Origin of the sequence: Microbacterium sp. ZW T2_14, assembly GCF_044987405.1 — a bacterium.
Taxonomy (GTDB): Bacteria; Actinomycetota; Actinomycetes; order Actinomycetales; family Microbacteriaceae; genus Microbacterium.
The window spans coordinates 1-16,520 of sequence record NZ_JBJDRK010000075.1 but is presented as its reverse complement, the minus strand read 5'-3'; the positions used below and the strand labels follow the sequence as shown (position 1 = coordinate 16,520).

18 protein-coding genes and 1 pseudogene are annotated in these 16,520 nt (G+C 70.7%); 12 read left to right on the top strand and 7 right to left on the bottom strand.

The window, feature by feature from the left end; all coding sequences use genetic code 11:
• Positions 1-329, top strand: a 329-nt coding sequence (locus ACI3KY_RS18505) for an HNH endonuclease signature motif containing protein (protein WP_404931600.1), incomplete at its 5' end; no start/stop codon positions are given.
• A 151-nt stretch (positions 330-480) separates the two neighbouring features.
• Here ACI3KY_RS18505 and ACI3KY_RS18500 read toward each other — a convergent pair.
• A complete protein-coding gene (locus ACI3KY_RS18500) occupies positions 481-690 on the bottom strand; it encodes an LPXTG cell wall anchor domain-containing protein (RefSeq protein ID WP_404931599.1) in 210 nt (69 codons plus the stop codon).
• Between the two features lie 124 nt (positions 691-814).
• Between ACI3KY_RS18500 and ACI3KY_RS18495 the strand changes: the two genes are divergently transcribed.
• From ACI3KY_RS18495 to ACI3KY_RS18485, 3 genes are all read left to right on the top strand, one after another.
• Positions 815-1,207 carry a hypothetical protein gene (locus ACI3KY_RS18495; RefSeq protein ID WP_404931598.1) on the top strand — a complete coding sequence of 131 codons (393 nt, stop codon included), beginning with the start codon at positions 815-817 and terminating at the stop codon, positions 1,205-1,207.
• Positions 1,208-1,290: 83 nt separating this feature from the next.
• On the top strand, positions 1,291-1,734 hold the full coding sequence (locus ACI3KY_RS18490; RefSeq protein WP_404931597.1) for an SRPBCC family protein: 444 nt from the start codon (positions 1,291-1,293) through the stop codon (positions 1,732-1,734).
• Positions 1,735-1,796: 62 nt separating this feature from the next.
• Complete coding sequence (locus tag ACI3KY_RS18485) at positions 1,797-2,081, top strand: hypothetical protein (RefSeq protein WP_404931596.1); 285 nt, start codon at positions 1,797-1,799, stop codon at positions 2,079-2,081.
• A gap of 7 nt (positions 2,082-2,088) precedes the next feature.
• Here the strand turns inward: ACI3KY_RS18485 and ACI3KY_RS18480 are convergent, their stop codons facing one another.
• Complete coding sequence (locus ACI3KY_RS18480) at positions 2,089-2,418, bottom strand: DUF6176 family protein (protein WP_404931595.1); 330 nt, start codon at positions 2,416-2,418, stop codon at positions 2,089-2,091.
• Positions 2,419-2,522: 104 nt separating this feature from the next.
• On the opposite strand from ACI3KY_RS18480, the gene ACI3KY_RS18475 reads away from it, so the two are divergent.
• The 3 genes from ACI3KY_RS18475 (at position 2,523) to ACI3KY_RS18465 (ending at position 4,260) form a co-directional block, all read left to right on the top strand.
• A complete protein-coding gene (locus ACI3KY_RS18475; RefSeq protein WP_404931594.1) occupies positions 2,523-3,029 on the top strand; it encodes a hypothetical protein in 507 nt (168 codons plus the stop codon).
• Between the two features lie 3 nt (positions 3,030-3,032).
• Positions 3,033-3,512, top strand: coding sequence for a methyltransferase family protein (locus ACI3KY_RS18470; protein WP_404931601.1), 480 nt, complete (start codon positions 3,033-3,035; stop codon positions 3,510-3,512).
• A gap of 127 nt (positions 3,513-3,639) precedes the next feature.
• Positions 3,640-4,260: a VanZ family protein gene (locus tag ACI3KY_RS18465; protein WP_404931593.1), complete on the top strand. Its 621-nt coding sequence runs from the start codon at positions 3,640-3,642 to the stop codon at positions 4,258-4,260.
• Positions 4,261-4,306: 46 nt separating this feature from the next.
• On the opposite strand, the gene ACI3KY_RS18460 is transcribed toward ACI3KY_RS18465, so the two are convergent.
• From ACI3KY_RS18460 to ACI3KY_RS18450, 3 genes are read right to left on the bottom strand one after another with little or no spacing between them, the layout of a single operon-like run.
• Positions 4,307-4,765 (bottom strand): MaoC family dehydratase, encoded by a 459-nt coding sequence (locus ACI3KY_RS18460; protein ID WP_404931592.1) that lies wholly within the window; start codon positions 4,763-4,765, stop codon positions 4,307-4,309.
• On the bottom strand, positions 4,762-5,511 hold the full coding sequence (locus tag ACI3KY_RS18455) for an SDR family oxidoreductase (protein WP_404931591.1): 750 nt from the start codon (positions 5,509-5,511) through the stop codon (positions 4,762-4,764). The genes ACI3KY_RS18460 and ACI3KY_RS18455 overlap by 4 nt, the downstream gene beginning before the upstream one ends.
• A complete protein-coding gene (locus tag ACI3KY_RS18450; protein ID WP_404931589.1) occupies positions 5,508-6,686 on the bottom strand; it encodes an alcohol dehydrogenase catalytic domain-containing protein in 1,179 nt (392 codons plus the stop codon). Before ACI3KY_RS18450 ends, ACI3KY_RS18455 begins: the two co-directional genes overlap by 4 nt.
• 144 nt (positions 6,687-6,830) lie before the next feature.
• Here ACI3KY_RS18450 and ACI3KY_RS18445 point away from each other — a divergent pair, with 144 nt between their 5' ends.
• A complete protein-coding gene (locus tag ACI3KY_RS18445; protein WP_404931588.1) occupies positions 6,831-7,988 on the top strand; it encodes a serine hydrolase domain-containing protein in 1,158 nt (385 codons plus the stop codon).
• 64 nt (positions 7,989-8,052) lie between these two features.
• Here ACI3KY_RS18445 and ACI3KY_RS18440 read toward each other — a convergent pair whose 3' ends face one another.
• Together ACI3KY_RS18440 and ACI3KY_RS18435 are read right to left on the bottom strand one after the other, a co-directional pair.
• Entirely contained in the window at positions 8,053-10,773 is a 2,721-nt protein-coding gene (locus ACI3KY_RS18440; RefSeq protein ID WP_404931587.1) for a cation-translocating P-type ATPase, read from the bottom strand.
• A gap of 63 nt (positions 10,774-10,836) precedes the next feature.
• Positions 10,837-11,544, bottom strand: coding sequence for a TetR family transcriptional regulator (locus ACI3KY_RS18435; RefSeq protein WP_404931586.1), 708 nt, complete (start codon positions 11,542-11,544; stop codon positions 10,837-10,839).
• Positions 11,545-11,672: 128 nt separating this feature from the next.
• On the opposite strand from ACI3KY_RS18435, the gene ACI3KY_RS18430 reads away from it, so the two are divergent.
• The 4 genes and pseudogenes from ACI3KY_RS18430 to ACI3KY_RS18415 form a co-directional block, all read left to right on the top strand.
• The gene (locus ACI3KY_RS18430) at positions 11,673-13,256 is read left to right on the top strand and encodes an FAD-dependent oxidoreductase (RefSeq protein WP_404931585.1); all 1,584 of its coding nucleotides are present in this window, start codon (positions 11,673-11,675) and stop codon (positions 13,254-13,256) included.
• A 147-nt stretch (positions 13,257-13,403) separates the two neighbouring features.
• Complete coding sequence (gene sucC / locus ACI3KY_RS18425; RefSeq protein WP_404931584.1) at positions 13,404-14,567, top strand: ADP-forming succinate--CoA ligase subunit beta; 1,164 nt, start codon at positions 13,404-13,406, stop codon at positions 14,565-14,567.
• A 32-nt stretch (positions 14,568-14,599) separates the two neighbouring features.
• Positions 14,600-15,502, top strand: coding sequence for a succinate--CoA ligase subunit alpha (gene sucD / locus ACI3KY_RS18420; protein ID WP_404931583.1), 903 nt, complete (start codon positions 14,600-14,602; stop codon positions 15,500-15,502).
• 307 nt (positions 15,503-15,809) lie between these two features.
• Positions 15,810-16,520, top strand: a pseudogene (locus tag ACI3KY_RS18415) (hypothetical protein); the annotation flags it as partial.

Here is a 16,520-nt window from a genome sequence, read left to right as displayed (position 1 = left end):
CCCTGGACCGCATCTTCAACCACCACCAGCGCAAAGCGATCACCCTCCGCGACGGCGGCTGCCTCATCCCCGGCTGCCACGTCCCACCCCACTGGTGCGAGATCCACCACGTGCAAGAACACTCCCGAGGAGGGCCCACCCACACCGACAACGGCGTCCTGCTCTGCTGGTTCCACCACCGCACCCTCGACACCGGCGGCTGGCAGATCCGCATGCAAAACGGCATCCCCTATGTGAGGGGCCCGTACTGGTGGGACGCCCACGTGAAATGGCGACCCGCCACGAAATCCCCCACCCGAAAACGCGACCTCATCGCCCAGCGGAACTGACGGGCATCCCGTTCCCATCGCTGAGCATGGCGTCGGCGTACCGACGGGCGCGCGCTCGCAGCGCGCGTCCGGCGTGGACGATCAGTCCGCTCGGCGGCGGCGCTGCGCGATGACGATCGGTCCGCTCGGCGGCGGCGCCGCGCGATGACGATCAGTCCGCTCGGCGGCGGCGCCGGGCGATGACTATCGCGACGCCGATGAGGGCCAGACCGACCAGCAGCACGATAGGACCGATCGTCGCCCACAAGGGGGAGCCGCTCATCACCGACCCTCCCAGCACGCCGAAGCCCTGCAGGGTCCAGATCAGCCCGATCGCGGTCAGCAGCACGCCGGGCACCAGATACGGCCAGATCCGCTTCACGCGACCACCCTAGTTCGCGGCCACTCTCGCCGATAGAGAGGCGCGGCGGCGCTCGCGCTGCCGCCGCCCGTCGAGGTCTGTGGGCGAGCGGTGCCGTGTCGGAGGCGATGCCTAGGGTGGGGACGTGGCCACCCTCGACGATCTGCGCCTCACCGCCGAACTGCTGCCCGGGAGCGAAGAGCGTGCGACGACCGGCGGTGCCGCCTGGTTCGTACGCCGCAAGCTCTACGCGTGGGAATGCCATCCGTGGCCGAGCATCCCGGCCGACATCCGCGCGATCATCGCCACCGAGCTCGTGGTCGGTGTGAAGCTCGCCGACCCGATCGACGCGCTCGCACTGCGCGAGATGGCGCCCGACGTGTTCCTGGGCACCACGACGCCGTGGGGTGAGCCGAAGGTCGCCTTCCGCATGGCGGCGATCGACGATGGCCACCTCGCTGAACTGGTGACCGAGGCATGGCGGGTCCAGGCGCCGCGATACCTGCGACACGAATGGGATGCCGCGGGCACGTCGTAGCCCGCCGCCCGGACGCACTCTCGCGGTGGGGGAGCAGCCGGTCAGCGGCCGCTCAGCCACCGGTGCGCGGGCAGGATGGGAGGGTGCCTTCGACTTTCACGCTCGTGACCGAGACATCGATCTCCGCCCAGGCGCTCTTCGATCTGTCGCTCGATATCGACGCGCACGTCTCGTCGATGAGCGGGTCTGCGGAGCGGGCCGTGGCAGGCGTGACGACCGGACGGATCGGTCTCGGGGAGACGGTGACGTGGCGAGCGCGCCATTTCGGCGTGTGGTGGACCATGACGTCGCGGATCACCGCGCTGGACCGGCCCACTCGTTTCGTCGATCAGCAGGTCCGCGGTCCGTTCAAGACCTTCGTCCACGAGCACCGGTTCGAGCAGCTCGCCACGGGCGCTCGCATGACCGACACCATCACGCTCGCCTCACCGATCTTCGGATCGCTCGCCGAGCGACTGGTTCTCGTGCCGTACCTCCGCCGACTCATCGGGAAGCGCAACGCGCACCTCGTCGCCGCGCTCCGCTGAACTCGGGGCGGGTGTTGCGCTCGGAGCACCGGCGATGGTCGGATGAGCGGGTGGAGGCTGTCGTGGCGTGGTTCGGAGTCGTTGCCGGTGGTGTCGTGTTCTTCCTGTCGTTGAGGGTCGCGAGCAACGCGAACGCCGGCCGACGGCTTCCGTACTGGCGCAGTCCCGAAGTCGCATCCGGTGCGGCGATCGGCCTGCGAGTCGCGGGGGCCTTCCTGGTCGCACTCTCCGCGGGCCTCCTGGCCCCGACCATCGGCTACTGGTCGGTCGCCGTCGTCGCGCTGGCGCTCCTCCCGGGCCTCGTCACCATCCCGCTCCACAACCGGCGCCTCGCGGCAGGCAGCTAGAACGTCATCAATCGAGGTTCACGCGCAGATCAAGGACGATCTCAGCGTCCGCCGGCCCGTCATCCGCACGCCGCATGACTGCGCGGTGCTCCGCGTCCACGGACCGAGGGGACTGGTCCGTGACCGCGCGCGAACGGGCCAGATCGTCGGTCTGCATCGCGTACACGAGGATGGGACCGTCGCCCGTGTCGATGATCATCGCGGTCTCGTGATCGACACCCTCGGCAGCGAGCGACTCCAACGCCTCAGCCCGCCGCGGACCGTCTATCTCGCGCAACCAGCCGACCGCCCGATCGCGCTGGTCAGCCCGGATGCGTCGCGCGACGAGGTGGATCACGAGTCGAGGCTAGGCCACAACCGATCCCGGCACCCGCCCATCGTCAGATACGTTCCCGGACGCGGTCGACACCGCCGTGAGGACATCGCTGGGATGCTGGAGCTGTGAAGCGCGGGAGTCACGGCACAGCGGTCGCGTTGCCGGCGGCGGGCGCCCTGGCGCGGCTGTACTTCGCCGCACAGGCCGCGGCCGGCATCGCATGGTGGGTCGGTGTCTTCACCATCCCGCTGGTCCGTGCGACGACGCTCGGCTCGCTGGACGCGGTTCTCGTCGCACTGCTCGACATCCCGCTCTTCGTGATCGCGTCGGGTCTCGCTGCCGTGGCCACGGGTCGTTGGGCGCTCCTCTCGGCGATCGTCGCCACCGGGTGGACCCTCGCGGTGACCGTGCTGCTCGCGGTGTATGCGACGTTCAGCGGTGAGGCGGGGTGGGGAGTGCTGCTCATGGCCGCGGCATCCATCGGCTCCAGCGGAGCGCTGTGCCTCCTGTGGTTCGGACGCATCCCGACCTGGTGGGCGCTCGCCGGACCGTTCGCGTTCCGACCCGCGCGGTCACGGGCGCGACCCGCTCCGCACATGCTCCTCACCGTCGCGCAGATCCTGATCTTCTAGGGCCTGTTCCTCGGCGTCATCCCCCTGGCACTGTCGGCGCTCGAGACGCGATGGGGACTGGCCGTCGCGTTCCCGTCGGCACTCGTCTGGGCGGGATGGGCGCTGTTCCTGCTGGCCAGCATCCTGGGGCTGTGGTCGGCTGCCGCGATGAACGTCAACGGGGATGGCACGCCGCTACCCGCTGCGACCGCGAATCGCCTGGTCACCGCCGGTCCCTACCGCGTCGTGCGCAACCCGATGGCGGTGTCGGGATTCGTGCAGGGCGCCGCTGTCGGGCTGATGCTGTCGTCGTGGATGGTGGTGGTCTACGCCGTTCTCGGCTCGCTGCTGTGGAATTTCGCTGTCCGGCCGCTGGAGGAAGCAGATCTGGAAGCGAGGTTCGGCGACGAATTCCGCCGCTACCGCGATACGGTCCGGTGCTGGATCCCCCGACTCGGCCCCGCGCCCGAAGCCCCCGAAGACGTCGAACCGACGCCGTCATGACATCGCGGCATCCGACGGAGCATACGCGGACGCAACATCGGGTGCCGTTGACTGGAGTCGTCCTTCTCGCCGAGAAGCGACGCTCGACGGGCCCCAGGCCGCGATCGGATCCGGAGACCGGGATGCCATGACGACCACCGCACTGCCACCCGACCAGCGGGCCGCCCGCACTGATCCGGTTCCGGCCTGGCTGATCGCGGCCTTCGCGCTCTACCTGGCGCTTGTCATCTGGATCGTGCTCTGGAAGCTCGAACTCCCGTGGGTCGGCGGTGTGGATCGCGTCGTCAAGCTCGTCCCGTTCGCCGCCACCGCGGGCCAAGGGGCGAGCAAGCCCGCCGAGGTCGTCATCAACTTCCTGCTGTTCATCCCGTTCGGCCTCTATCTCGGCCTCCTCGCCCCGTCGTGGCGGTGGTGGAGGATCGCCGTCGTCCTGGCCGGGGCGAGTCTGGCTCTCGAGGTGACGCAGTTCGTCCTGGCTATCGGGAGCACCGACGTCACCGACGTCGTCGTCAACACCGCAGGTGGTCTGACGGGACTCGCCATCGTCGCCGCCATGCGCCTCGGCCTCGGAAGCAGGGCCAGAGCGGTGCTGACGCGGGTGTGCGTCGTCGCGACCCTGCTCGCCCTGCTCCTCGTGGCGCTCTTCATCGCCTCACCGCTCCACCTGGGGCCGCCGCCCGGTGTGGGCGGCGGGCCCAGGTCGGACCATGGGCTCGACGCCGGTCCGCTCGGCAGCGAGCGGCCCTGACGGCGGCGCGCCCTCGGATCCGCCGAATCGCCGAAGTCCCGGAGGTTCAGCCCTCCGGGACGAAGAGCGCCACCGTCTCGGCGACGAGTGCGGGGCGCTCGGATCCGTCGAGCTCGACGGTCGTGCGCAGGCCCACCCGGTAGCCCTGCGGCGAGGGCTCCGCCGAGACCACCTCGGTCACGGCCCGCACGCGCGAATCGACGACGACCGGCTGCAGGAACCGCACCTTGTCGAGCCCGTAGTTCACGACCATCGCTGTGCCGTCGACCGACAGCAGGCCGGCGGTGAGCCGCGGCAGCAGCGAGAGCGTCAGGTAGCCGTGCGCGATGGTCGCACCGAACGGACCGGATGCCGCGCGCTCGGCGTCGAGGTGGATCCATTGCCAGTCCTCGGTGGCGTCGGCGAACGCATGGATGCGCTGCTGGTCGATCGCGAACCAGTCGCCGGTGGCGGTACTGCCCACGGCGCCCGTGAGACCGGCGGGGGAGTCGACGACGATGCTCATGCGCGAGGCCCTCCCGCGACGTACAGCACCTGGCCGGAGACGAAGCCGGCCTCCTCGGAGCAGAAGAACGATGCGGCGGCGGCGATGTCGTCGGGGTAGCCGGCGCGCTGCACCGGGATCTCCTGGGCGTTGTGGGCGATGAAGTCCTCGAACCCGACGCCCAGACGGTCGGCCGTGGACCGCGTCATGTCGGTGACGATGAACCCGGGCGCGATCGCGTTTGCGGTGACGCCGTATCGACCGAGCTCGATGGCGAGCGTCTTGGTGAATCCCTGCATGCCGGCCTTGGCGGCGGCGTAGTTCGCCTGGCCCCGGTTGCCCAGCGCCGACGTCGACGAGAGGTTGACGATGCGCCCCCACCCGGCCTTCACCTGGTGCTCCTGCACCGCCCGCGACATCAGGAAGGCGCCGCGCAGGTGCACGTTCATCACGGCGTCCCAGTCCTCCTCGGTCATCTTGAAGAGCAGGTTGTCGCGGATGATCCCGGCGTTGTTGACGAGGATCGTCGGTGAACCGAGCTCCTCGGCGACGCGCGCGACCGCACGCTCCACCGACGCCGCGTCGGCGACGTTCGCGCCGACGGCGAGAGCCCGGCCGCCGGCATCCGTGATCGCCTTCACCGTGTCGGCGCACTGCGCCTCATCGAGGTCGAGCACAGCGACGGCGTTGCCGTCGGCGGCGAGCCGCCGCGCGGTGGCGGCGCCGATGCCCCGCGCGGATCCGGTGACGATGGCGGTTCTGGTCATGCGTGGTTCCTTTCGAAGGTGCTCTGCTGGTCGAACTGGATCAACTGGCGCAGCTCGCCGCCCGCGGCGAGCCGGTCCAAGGCGGCGTCGAGGTCGTCGAGGCCGATGCGGGAGGAGACGAGTCGCTCGAGCGGCAGGCGTCCCGCGCGCCACAGCTCGACGTAGCGGGGGATGTCGCGGCTCGGCACCGCGGATCCGAGGTAGCTGCCGACGATGGTGCGCGCCTCGGCGGTGAGCACGAGGGGCGAGACGCTCGCGCGGGCGTCGGGCGCGGGAAGGCCCACGGTCACGGTGGTGCCGCCGGGCGCGGTGAGCGCGACAGCGGTCTCGAACGCGCGCGCCGCTCCGGCGGCCTCGATGACGACGGGGGCACGGATGCCGCGGTCCACGGCATCCGCCGGCGTGAGGGCCTCGGCGGCACCGCACGCGAGGGCATGCGCGAGCTTGCCGGGCACCATGTCGACTCCGACGACTTCGTGACCGAGCGCGACAGCGACCAGGAGCGCGGCCATGCCGACGCCGCCCAGCCCGACCACCACCACGCGATCGTCCGGCGCCGGCCGTCCCGCGTTGACGACCGCGCCGCCGCCGGTGAGCACCGCGCATCCGAGGAGGGCTGCGATCTCGGCGGGCACGTCCGGATCGACCGGCACGACGGACGCGCGGCTCACCACGGCGTGTGTCGCGAACGCCGAGACCCCGAGGTGATGGTGGACCTCCTGCGTCTCGCCGGCGCCGGCGCCCGCACCGTCGTCGTCGCCGCCGATGCGGCGACGGCGCAGGCGCATGCCCCCGCCGAGAAGCGTGCCCGCGTTGTTGGCCGACGAACCCGGCGTGCAGGGCAGCCGCCCTTCGGTGCGGCATCCGTCGCACTCGCCGCAGCGGGGGAGGAATGTCATCACGACGCGATCGCCGACCACGACGTCCTCGACGCCGTCGCCGAGCTGCTGCACGATGCCGGCCGCCTCGTGACCGAGCAGCATCGGCATCGGGCGCACACGGTTGCCGTCGACGACGCTGAGGTCGGAGTGGCAGACGCCGGCCGCCTCGATGCGCACCAGCAGTTCGCCGGGGCCGGGCTCGTCGAGCTCGAGTTCCCCGACGGTGAAGGGGCGCGACTGCGCGAACGGCGGCTGCGCGCCCGAGACCTCGAGCACTGCTCCCGTGATCTTCATCCGACCTCCTCGTCGTGACGCCGTCCGCCATCGGCGGCAACACCAGCCTCTCCCGACGCCGGTGGATGACAAGCATACCGACCGCGCGGTATGCTCGCGTCCACCCGGCAGTGCCGCCGGATCCGAGCGTCGAAGGAGACCAGGATGTCGAACAGCGTTGCTTCCACCGTGGCCGTGGACGGAGACGCCGATCCCCGGTTCGCCGGGCTTCTCGACGCCTTCCGGCAGAACCTCGCCACCGGCGAGGAACTGGGAGGTTCGCTCTGCGTGCTGGTCGACGGCCGGCCCGTCGTCGACGTGTGGGGCGGCTGGAGCGACCCGGACCGCAGCCGGCCGTGGGAGCGAGACACCCTCACCAATGTCTGGTCGCTCTCGAAGACGGTGTCGTCACTGGCGGCGCTGCTGCTGATCGACCGAGGCGAGCTGGACCCGGACGCTCCGGTGGCCGCGTACTGGCCCGAGTTCGGCGCCGCAGGCAAAGACGGCGTGCTCGTCCGCCACGTGCTCACTCACTCATCGGGCGTCTCCGGCTGGGATCAGCCCGTCTCGGCCGAAGACATCATCGACGTGGATGCCGCGGCGGACCGCCTCGCCGCACAGGCACCGTGGTGGCCGGCGGGCGCGGCCTCGGGGTACCACCTCCTCGACTACGGCCATCTGATCCATGGTCTGGTCCGCGCGGTGACGGGCCGGGGGCTCGGCGAGTTCGTGCGCACGGAGCTGGCAGAGCCTCTCAGCGCTGACTTCTGGCTGGGCCTGCCCGAATCGGAGGACTCCCGGGTGTCGGACGTCGTGCCGCCGCCGCCCCTGGACGTCGACCTCTCCGCGATGCCCCCGGAGTCGCCGGCGTTCAGATCATTCACCGGACCCGTGGTCGGCGCCGAGATCACCTGGACCCGCGCCTGGCGCGCTGCGGGCATCGGCGGCGCGGGCGGCCAGGGCAACGCCCGCTCGGTCGCGAGGCTGAACGCGCTCATCACGGGTCGCGGCGAGATCGACGGACGACGGATGCTGTCGCCCGAGGCCGTCGATCTGGTCTTCGGCGCGCCCGTCGAAGGCGTCGACCTCGTCCTCGGGATACCGCTGCGGTGGGGGCTCGGCTGGGGACTGCGGCATCCGCTCACCACCTCGTACATCCCCGAGGGGCGCGTGGCCTTCTGGGGAGGCTGGGGTGGATCGGTCGTCACGGCGGACGTCGATCGCGGCGTGACCTTCGCCTACGTCATGAACCGCATGTCGGAGGGCATTCTGACCTCCGAGCGCGGCCGGACCTACATCCGTGCGGTGTACGACGCGCTCTGAGTTCCGCTCGAGCAGGAACGCGCGCCACCCGGTGTCGGGAGGCGCGCGTTCGGCATCCTGAGGATCAGGCGACGGGGGCACGACGCGCGATGCGCGCGCGACGGATCGACTTCTCGATCTCGATCAGCACCGGCACGAGCAGCGCCAGGCCGAGCGCCGTCAGCCACTCGTTGCCCGAGAGGCTCGTCGTGCCGATGAGACGCTGCATGAAGCCGACCTCGACGGCGACGACGGTGAGCGCCAGCGGGATGGACAGCCACTTGACGGCGGTGAGGATGGGAGCGGACAGCCCCGACTCGGGGTCGCGCCGCATGACGAGCCCGCCGAAGATCGAGCCGAGTGCGCAGACCACGAAGGCCATCGTCACCGGCACGTTCGGCTCGGTCGAGCTGAGCTCATCGGGGTAGATCAGCAGGGGCACGAGCGTCGTCAAGAAGATGAGGCTGCCGTACACGAACCAGAGTGTCACCGCGCCGCGGTTCGCGATCGTCTTCTTCGGGTCGCGCGGCGGCTTCAGCATGATGCCGTCCGGCACGGGGTCGAGCAGGATCACGATGACCGGGAAGATCGCGACGAAGAAGTTGAGGAACAGCACCATGATCGGCGTGAGCGGCACCCCGTTGTTGATGCCGAAGATGCTCGCGACGAGGAAGAGCAGGACGAGCGAGAACAGCTGCGACATCTGGAACCGGACGTAGCTGACGATCTTCTCGTAGATCCCGCGCCCGAGCTTGACGGCGGTGACGAGCGTGCCGAAGTTGTCATCGACGAGGATCATCTTCCCCGCCTGCTTCGTCACGTCGCTGCCGGAGCCCATGGCCACGCCGATGTCGGCCTGCTTGAGCGCGGCGGCATCGTTCACCGCGTCGCCGGTCATCGCGACGACGGCGCCGTCCTCCTGCATCAGGCGAGCGAGCCGCAGCTTGTCCTCGGGGGTGACCCGGCCGAACATGTGCAGACGCGGAAGTGCCGCCTTGAGGTCCTCGTCGCTCATCGCCTGGATCTCGGCGCCGCTCGCCGATCCCTCGCCGAGCCCGAGCTTCCTGCCGATCGCCGCGGCGGTGATCGCGTGGTCGCCGGTGATCATGCGGACCTCGATGCCCGCCTCGCGAGCGATGCGCACGGCCTCCTTCGAGGACGGGCGGAGCGGGTCGATGATGCCGACGAGGCCGACGAAGGTCAGATCGGCGATGGCCGCCATCGGGTCGTCCGCCACCGGCGCGTCGGGGGCGAAGCGGCGGAACGCGAAGGCGAGCACGCGCAGTCCCTGCTCCGACAGCGTGCGGTTGGCCTCGAGGATCTCGTCGCGGCGATCGGCGATCGGCACGACGCCCTCCATCGTGGCGACGGAGCCGCAGCGGTCGAGCACGACGTCCGGACCGCCCTTGACGTACCCGACGAGCAGCTCGTTGCCGTCGACCGGGATCCGGTGGAATGTTCCCATGAACTTGTACGCCGAGTCGAAGGGCACCTCGGCGACCCGCGGGAACGTGCTGCGGGTCAGTTCGGCATCGGCGCCGAGCTTCGCCGCGAGCACCACGAGTGCGGCCTCGGTCGGATCGCCGATCACGGCGCCGTCGTCCGACACCGTCGCGTCGCTGCACAGTGTCAGGCCGAGCGCCAGCTGCGTGAACTGCGGCACCGGCAGACCCGCGGTGTGGCGAACCTCACCGGTCTTCTCGTAGCCGCTGCCGGCGACGGTGAACCACTCGCCGCGGTAGTACAGCGTCTCGACCGTCATCTCGTTCATGGTGAGAGTGCCGGTCTTGTCGGAGTTGATCGCGCTGGTCGCCCCGAGCGTCTCGACATCCGTCAGGTTCTTGACGACCGCCTTGTGCTCGGCGAGCTGCCGCGAACCGTACGAGAGCATCGCCTGGACGAACGACGGCATGCCCGTCGGGATCGCCGAGATCGCCATCGAGATGCCGAGCAGGATGACCGACGCGATCTCCTGTCCGCGCAGCAGGCCCGTGATGATGATGATGGCGACGGCGCCCCACGCGATCCATCCCAGCACCCCGGTGAGGGAGTCGAGCTCGCGCTGCAGCGGCGACTTCCCCGGCTTGACGGACGAGAGCATCGTCGCGATCTGGCCCATCTGCGTCTGCATGCCGGTGCCGGTGATGACCACCGTCGCGGTGCCGCGGGTGACCTGCGTGTTCTGGAAGACCATGTCGGTGCGGTCGCCGAGCGCCGTGTCGGGATCGGCGAGGGTTCCGGCATCCTTCGGGATCGGCGCGCTCTCTCCGGTGAGGGCCGCCTCCTGCGTCTCGAGCGTCGCCGACCGGATGATGCGGCCGTCGGCGGGCACGAGGTCACCCGCCTCGAGGGTCACGATGTCACCCGGCACGAGGGTGGTCGCGCCGACCTGCAGCAGGATGCCGTCGCGGATCACCTTCGCCTGCGGGATCTGCATCTTCGCGAGGGCGTCGACGGATGCCTTCGCCTTGAGCTCCTGCCGGGTGCCGAGCACGATGTTGAGCACGACGAGCGCGCCGACCAGGATGCCGACGCTCACCTGGTTGATGAAGAGGCTGATGATCGCGACGGCGACCAGCATGACGTTCATGGGGTCGGCGAGCTGCTTCAGCGCCACCTGCCACGTCGACGGCGGCTTCTCGGCGGCGATCGAGTTGGGGCCGTGCTCGGCGAGCCGCTGGGCTGCGTCGGCGGCTGTCAGCCCGCGGTCGCGATCACTGCGGAATGCGGCGACGACGGCATCTGGGTCTTGGCTGTACCACGCGGTCTCGGCGGGCGTTCCGGCGGTGGTCTCCACGGCGCTCATGGCTCGAACATACAGGCGGGATTCAGCCGCTGAACAGAGGAACCGACCGGCGCGCCGTGTCGTTCAGTCGTCGAGCTGCGCGCGCAGCCGCCGCGCGAGCTCGGCCGTCGGCATCGCGCGGGGGAACACCGCGACGACGACCTGATCGGCCGCGGGATCGGCGTCGCCGTCGGGCAGGACGCCGAAGCGACGGCGGGCGTCGTCCAGAGCGACCTTCAGCACCGAGACCGGCACCTTCTTGGGGCCGCGGATGAGGCGGCGCAGCACGTGATTGTGGATCGCGGTGACCAGCGCCGAGAAGCCGACCGCGTCGAGCGGGTCGAGGCCCGGCAGCGAGGCCCGCAGGTACTCGTCGAACAGCCGCTCGTAGCGGAACACCGTCACGATCTCGCGATCGCGCAGCGCGGGCACGCCGCGGACGACGGTGTACCGTCGGCGCGCGAGCTCGGGATCGGCGGCGAAGTGCCCGTACACGAAGAGGGATGCCTCGCACACGGCCGCCCACGGATCGCGGTGCGGCTGCGCCAGGAACTCGCGGAGCCGCTCGAGCAGCACCTCGTGGTCGGCGAAGACCACGTCGTCCTTGCCGCCGAACTGCCGGAAGAACGTCGAGCGCGAGACGCCCGCGGCCTGCGCGATCTGCTCGACGGAGGTCTGATCGAAACCCTGCTCCGCGAAAAGCTCGAGGGCCGCGGCGACCACGGCCGCGCGCGCGGCGCCGGCACCCGTCATCGGGTGAGGGGCGGCGGAAGCGGCGGCGGTGTCGGACATCTCGGGGGAGAGCCTAATGCGCCGCGCCGGCGCGGGGTGCGGCATCCGTCACACGTTCCGCGTTCTCACTCCGCCGTATCCGTGTCAACCGGGTGGAGCATCCGGCGGCACGCGCGTTCACTGTGAAGATGACGCCCATCTGGAAGCTCGACCCCGCTCGCGTGGCCGGCTCGCCCTTCGAGCCCGGCCGGCACCACGAGGTCGTCGTGGTCGGCGCCGGGCTGACCGGCCTCGCCACCGCGCTCCTGCTCGCTCGCGAGGGGCGCGACGTCGCCGTCCTCGAGGCCGGCGAGGTCGGCGAGCTGGCATCGGGGGCCAACACCGGCAAGCTGTCGCTGCTGCAGGGCTCGGTGCTCTCGACGCTGCGCCGGCACCACCCGGCGCGGCTGGTGCAGGCGTACGTCGAGGCGAACGCCGACGGTGCACGGTGGCTGACCGACCTGGCAGACGAGCTCGGCGTGCCGTACTCCCGGCGTACCGCCTATTCCTACGCGCAGACCCCGGAGGGCGTCGAGACGGTCGCCGCCGAGCTGGAGGCCGGGTGGGATGCCGGACTGCCGGTGCGTCGCGTGGAACCGGACCTGCTCGCGCAGTCCCCTTTCCCGATCGTCGACGCGGTCGCGCTCGACCAGCAGGTCGCCATCGACCCGCAGCAGCTGCTCACGGCGATGGCGCGCGCGTACCTGGAGGCGGGCGGCGCCCTGCACACCGGGGTACGCGTGACCCACGCGCACATCGTGCCCCATGCCGGTGTCGAGACCTCTGCCGGCTTCGCCGCCGCCGACCAGGTCGTCCTCGCGACGGCGACGCCCATCATCGACCGGGGCCTGTACTTCGCCAAGACGCGGGGGCTGCGCTCGCAGTGCGTCGCGTGCGCCACCGATGCGCCGCTGCCCGAGGGGCTGTACCTCTCCGTCGACGGCGCGACCAAGTCCATCCGGTCGATCACCCCGGCGGACGGCCCGGCCGGCGCCGCCCAGCTCATCGTCGGAGGCAACGGCTTCCCCGTCGGCCGATCCCCGTCCCCGCGCGCGTGCCGCGACGAGCTGATCGCATGGACGCGGGAGCACTTCCCCGGCGCCGAGCCGGTCGCGGCGTGGTCGGCGCAGGACTACCAGTCGCACGACCTCATCCCCTTCGTCGGCGCGATGCCGCGCGGCCTCGGGCGCGTGCGCTTCGCCACCGGCTACGCCAAATGGGGGCTGTCCAACGCCCCGGCCGCGGCACTGCGGATCGTGGCCGAGATCGGGAAGGTCCCGAGGCGCGACCGCCCCGACTGGATGAACGTCATCTCCACCCGGTTCACCGTGCCGGCGGACCTCGCCCGCGGGGGCGTGGAGAATCTGCGAGTCGGATGGGAGGCGGCATCCGGATGGCTCGGCGCCCAGGCGGCACCGACCCCGGTCCCGCAGCCCCGAGAAGGCGAAGGCGTCGTCGCCAGCCGCGGCGGGCATCCCGTCGGCATCTCGACAGTGGACGGCGTGACCCGCGCCGTCAGCGCGGTGTGCCCGCACCTCGGGGGAGTGCTCCGGTGGGACGACGCCGAGCGCTCGTGGGACTGCCCGCTCCACGCGTCGCGGTTCACCGCAGAGGGCCGGCGCATCGAGGGACCGGCGCTGTGCGACCTCACCCGCCTGCCCCGCGTCCCGGGCGAGGAGATCGAGGCCTCCGAGTCCGCGGCATCCGTCCCGCACGGGACAGCGGTCGGCTGACGCGGGCCGTGCCGAACCGTGGGCGCGTCGCTGCGGTCCGAACCGGACGGTGACCGGTAGTAGGCTGGGGGACTGGTCGATATCTCGACGTCGAGACGCTTTTCGCGTCGTCCCCACCCCCATTCGCCACCTGCGAAGGAATGCACTGTGGATCTGTACGAGTACCAGGCACGTGACCTTTTCGAGAAGTACGAGGTGCCGGTGCTCGCCGGCATCGTCGCCGACACGCCGGAGGAGGTGCGGGCCGCGGCCGAGAAGATCGGCGGAGTCGTCGTCGTCAAGGCCCAGGTCAAGACCGGCGGGCGCGGCAAGGCGGGCGGCGTCAAGGTCGCCAAGACCCCCGATGAGGCGTACGAGGCGGCGAAGGCCATCCTCGGCCTCGACATCAAGGGCCACGTCGTCAAGCGCGTGATGGTCGCCCAGGGTGCCCGCATCGACAAGGAGTACTACTTCTCGGTGCTGCTGGACCGGGCCAACCGCTCCTACCTGTCGCTGTGCAGCGTCGAGGGCGGCATGGAGATCGAGGAGCTCGCGGTCGAGCGCCCCGAGGCGCTCGCACGCATCGCGGTCGACCCGCTGCAGGGCATCGACAAGCAGAAGGCCGTCGAGATCGCCGAGGCTGCCGGCTTCGCCGCGGAGCTCGTCGACAAGGTGAGCGACGTCTTCGTCAAGCTCTTCAACGTCTACAAGGGCGAGGACGCCACGCTCGTCGAGGTCAACCCGCTCGTGCTCACCGAGGAGGGCGACGTCATCGCCCTCGACGGCAAGGTCTCGCTCGACGAGAACGCCGACTTCCGCCACCCCGGTCACGCGCTGCTCGAAGACAAGGCCGCCGCCGACCCGCTCGAGGCGAAGGCGAAGGCCAACGACCTCAACTACGTCAAGCTCGACGGCGAGGTCGGCGTGATCGGCAACGGCGCGGGCCTCGTGATGTCGACGCTCGACGTCGTCGCGTACGCCGGTGAGAACCACGGTGGCGTGAAACCGGCCAACTTCCTCGACATCGGCGGCGGCGCCTCGGCAGAGGTCATGGCCGCAGGCCTGGACGTCATCCTCGGCGACCCGCAGGTGAAGAGCGTGTTCGTCAACGTCTTCGGCGGCATCACCGCGTGCGACGCGGTCGCCAAGGGCATCGTGGGCGCACTCGCCGAGCTCGGATCGAGCGCCTCGAAGCCGCTCGTCGTGCGCCTGGACGGCAACAAGGTGGAAGAGGGACGCGCGATCCTCCGCGACGCCAACCACCCTCTCGTGACCCTGGCCGAGACGATGGACGAGGGCGCCGACAAGGCTGCCGAGCTCGCCAACGCCTGACCCCCAGCATCCGGAACTAGGAAAGAACAGACATGTCGATCTTCCTCAACAAGGACTCCAAGGTCATCGTCCAGGGCATCACCGGCGGCGAGGGCACCAAGCACACCGCGCTCATGCTCAAGGCCGGCACGCAGGTCGTCGGCGGCGTGAACGCTCGCAAGGCCGGCACCACGGTGCTCCACACCGACGCCGACGGCAACCCCGTCGAGCTCCCCGTGTTCGCCTCCGTCGCCGAGGCCATCGCCGCCACCGGCGCCGACGTGTCGATCGCGTTCGTGCCGCCCGCGTTCACGAAGGACGCGATGATCGAGGCCATCGACGCCGAGATCCCGCTCCTCGTCGTGATCACCGAGGGCGTGCCCGTCGGCGACACCGCCGAGGCCTGGGCGTACGCGCAGTCCAAGGGCGACACGACCCGCATCATCGGCCCGAACTGCCCCGGCATCATCACGCCCGGCGAGTCGCTGGTGGGCATCACGCCCGCCAACATCACCGGCAAGGGCCCGATCGGCCTCGTTTCGAAGTCGGGCACGCTGACCTACCAGATGATGTACGAGCTGCGCGAGATCGGCTTCTCGACCGCGATCGGCATCGGCGGCGACCCGGTCATCGGCACCACGCACATCGACGCGCTCGCCGCATTCGAGGCCGACCCCGAGACCAAGGCGATCGTCATGATCGGCGAGATCGGCGGCGACGCCGAGGAGCGCGCTGCCGACTTCATCAAGGCCAACGTGACCAAGCCGGTCGTCGGCTACGTCGCCGGTTTCACGGCTCCCGAGGGCAAGACCATGGGCCACGCCGGCGCCATCGTGTCGGGCTCGGCGGGCACGGCGCAGGCCAAGAAGGAGGCCCTCGAGGCCGCCGGCGTCAAGGTCGGCAAGACGCCGTCCGAGACGGCCGCACTGATGCGCGAAATCATCGCGTCGCTCTGATCACGACGCACATCGTCACCGAGAAGGCCCCGCTTCGGCGGGGCCTTCTCTCGTTTTCACAGACCGTGTATTCCGAAACGGGAATCCGACTCTTCTCTTGTGGAAGGCCGTCCGAGCAGTTACATTCCCTCTCGGATGCGCACCGGGTTGTCTGGCGGTGCTGCAGGGGGTGGGGATTTCTGTAGGACGAATGGGCAGAAGGGGCCCCATGAGTCGGAGATCCCCCGGTTTCGGGGTTTCGCGAGAGCAGCGCCGTGTCTCGGGCACGGCGGTCTCACTGGTGCACGGCCGACGGAGGACCGCGGTCGTGGCCCTCGTCGCGTCCGCGCTCGTGCTTTCGCAGCTGACCTGGGCTTCTCCTGCCACCGCTGCGCCGATCGAGTCGCCGGCCTACGTCGTCGCGCCCGCCGGGGCCCCGCGACTCATCGGTCCCGTCGACTTCGGCGAGCAACCCGCTCCCGAGCCCGCTCCGGTCGAGCAGGTGCTCCCGGTCGCCCCGTCCCAGCCGGTCACGGTGGCGCCGCCGCGGACGCGGACGACGATCACCGTCGTCGTCGTGCCGCCGGCCGCCGCGCCGGCCGCGCCGGCCGCTCCGGTCTCGCCGTTCGGGCCGAACTGCCAGCAGGTGTCGACCGGTTCGACGCCGCAGACGGGCGGCGGCACCACGAACTCATCCACGACGAGCACCAGCTCGACGAGCCTGACGTGCGGTCCCGGCACGGTGAATCCCGGCACGATCGGAAGCGGCCCGGCGACCCCGCCCACGCCCACCATCCCGGGTCTTCCGACGCCACCTGAGCCGCCGGACCCGCCCGAGCCGCCGACGCCGCCGATCCCGACTCCCACGCCCACACCGACGCCCAGCCCGGAGCCGACGCCCGACCCGTCGCCGACGCAGAACGCGCCGGAAGCGGCCGGCGGCGCGATGTACGGGGCGCCCGCGATGCTGGGCGTGCGTCCGTTCGAGGCGGCCGCCCCGGACGGCGAGACCGCGACCACGGAGGCGCCGGCTGACGGC

Excerpts from the sequence above, each read along its gene's own strand:
- ACI3KY_RS18445 (WP_404931588.1), top strand. The coding sequence starts at position 6,831 with ATGTCGAACAGCGTTGCTTCCACCGTGGCCGTGGACGGAGACGCCGAT.
- ACI3KY_RS18430 (WP_404931585.1), top strand. The coding sequence starts at position 11,673 with ATGACGCCCATCTGGAAGCTCGACCCCGCTCGCGTGGCCGGCTCGCCC.
- ACI3KY_RS18435 (WP_404931586.1), bottom strand. The coding sequence starts at position 11,544 with ATGTCCGACACCGCCGCCGCTTCCGCCGCCCCTCACCCGATGACGGGT.
- ACI3KY_RS18455 (WP_404931591.1), bottom strand. The coding sequence starts at position 5,511 with ATGACCAGAACCGCCATCGTCACCGGATCCGCGCGGGGCATCGGCGCC.
- ACI3KY_RS18460 (WP_404931592.1), bottom strand. The coding sequence starts at position 4,765 with ATGAGCATCGTCGTCGACTCCCCCGCCGGTCTCACGGGCGCCGTGGGC.
- ACI3KY_RS18440 (WP_404931587.1), bottom strand. The coding sequence starts at position 10,773 with ATGAGCGCCGTGGAGACCACCGCCGGAACGCCCGCCGAGACCGCGTGG.
- sucD (WP_404931583.1), top strand. The coding sequence starts at position 14,600 with ATGTCGATCTTCCTCAACAAGGACTCCAAGGTCATCGTCCAGGGCATC.
- ACI3KY_RS18465 (WP_404931593.1), top strand. The coding sequence starts at position 3,640 with ATGACGACCACCGCACTGCCACCCGACCAGCGGGCCGCCCGCACTGAT.
- ACI3KY_RS18450 (WP_404931589.1), bottom strand. The coding sequence starts at position 6,686 with ATGAAGATCACGGGAGCAGTGCTCGAGGTCTCGGGCGCGCAGCCGCCG.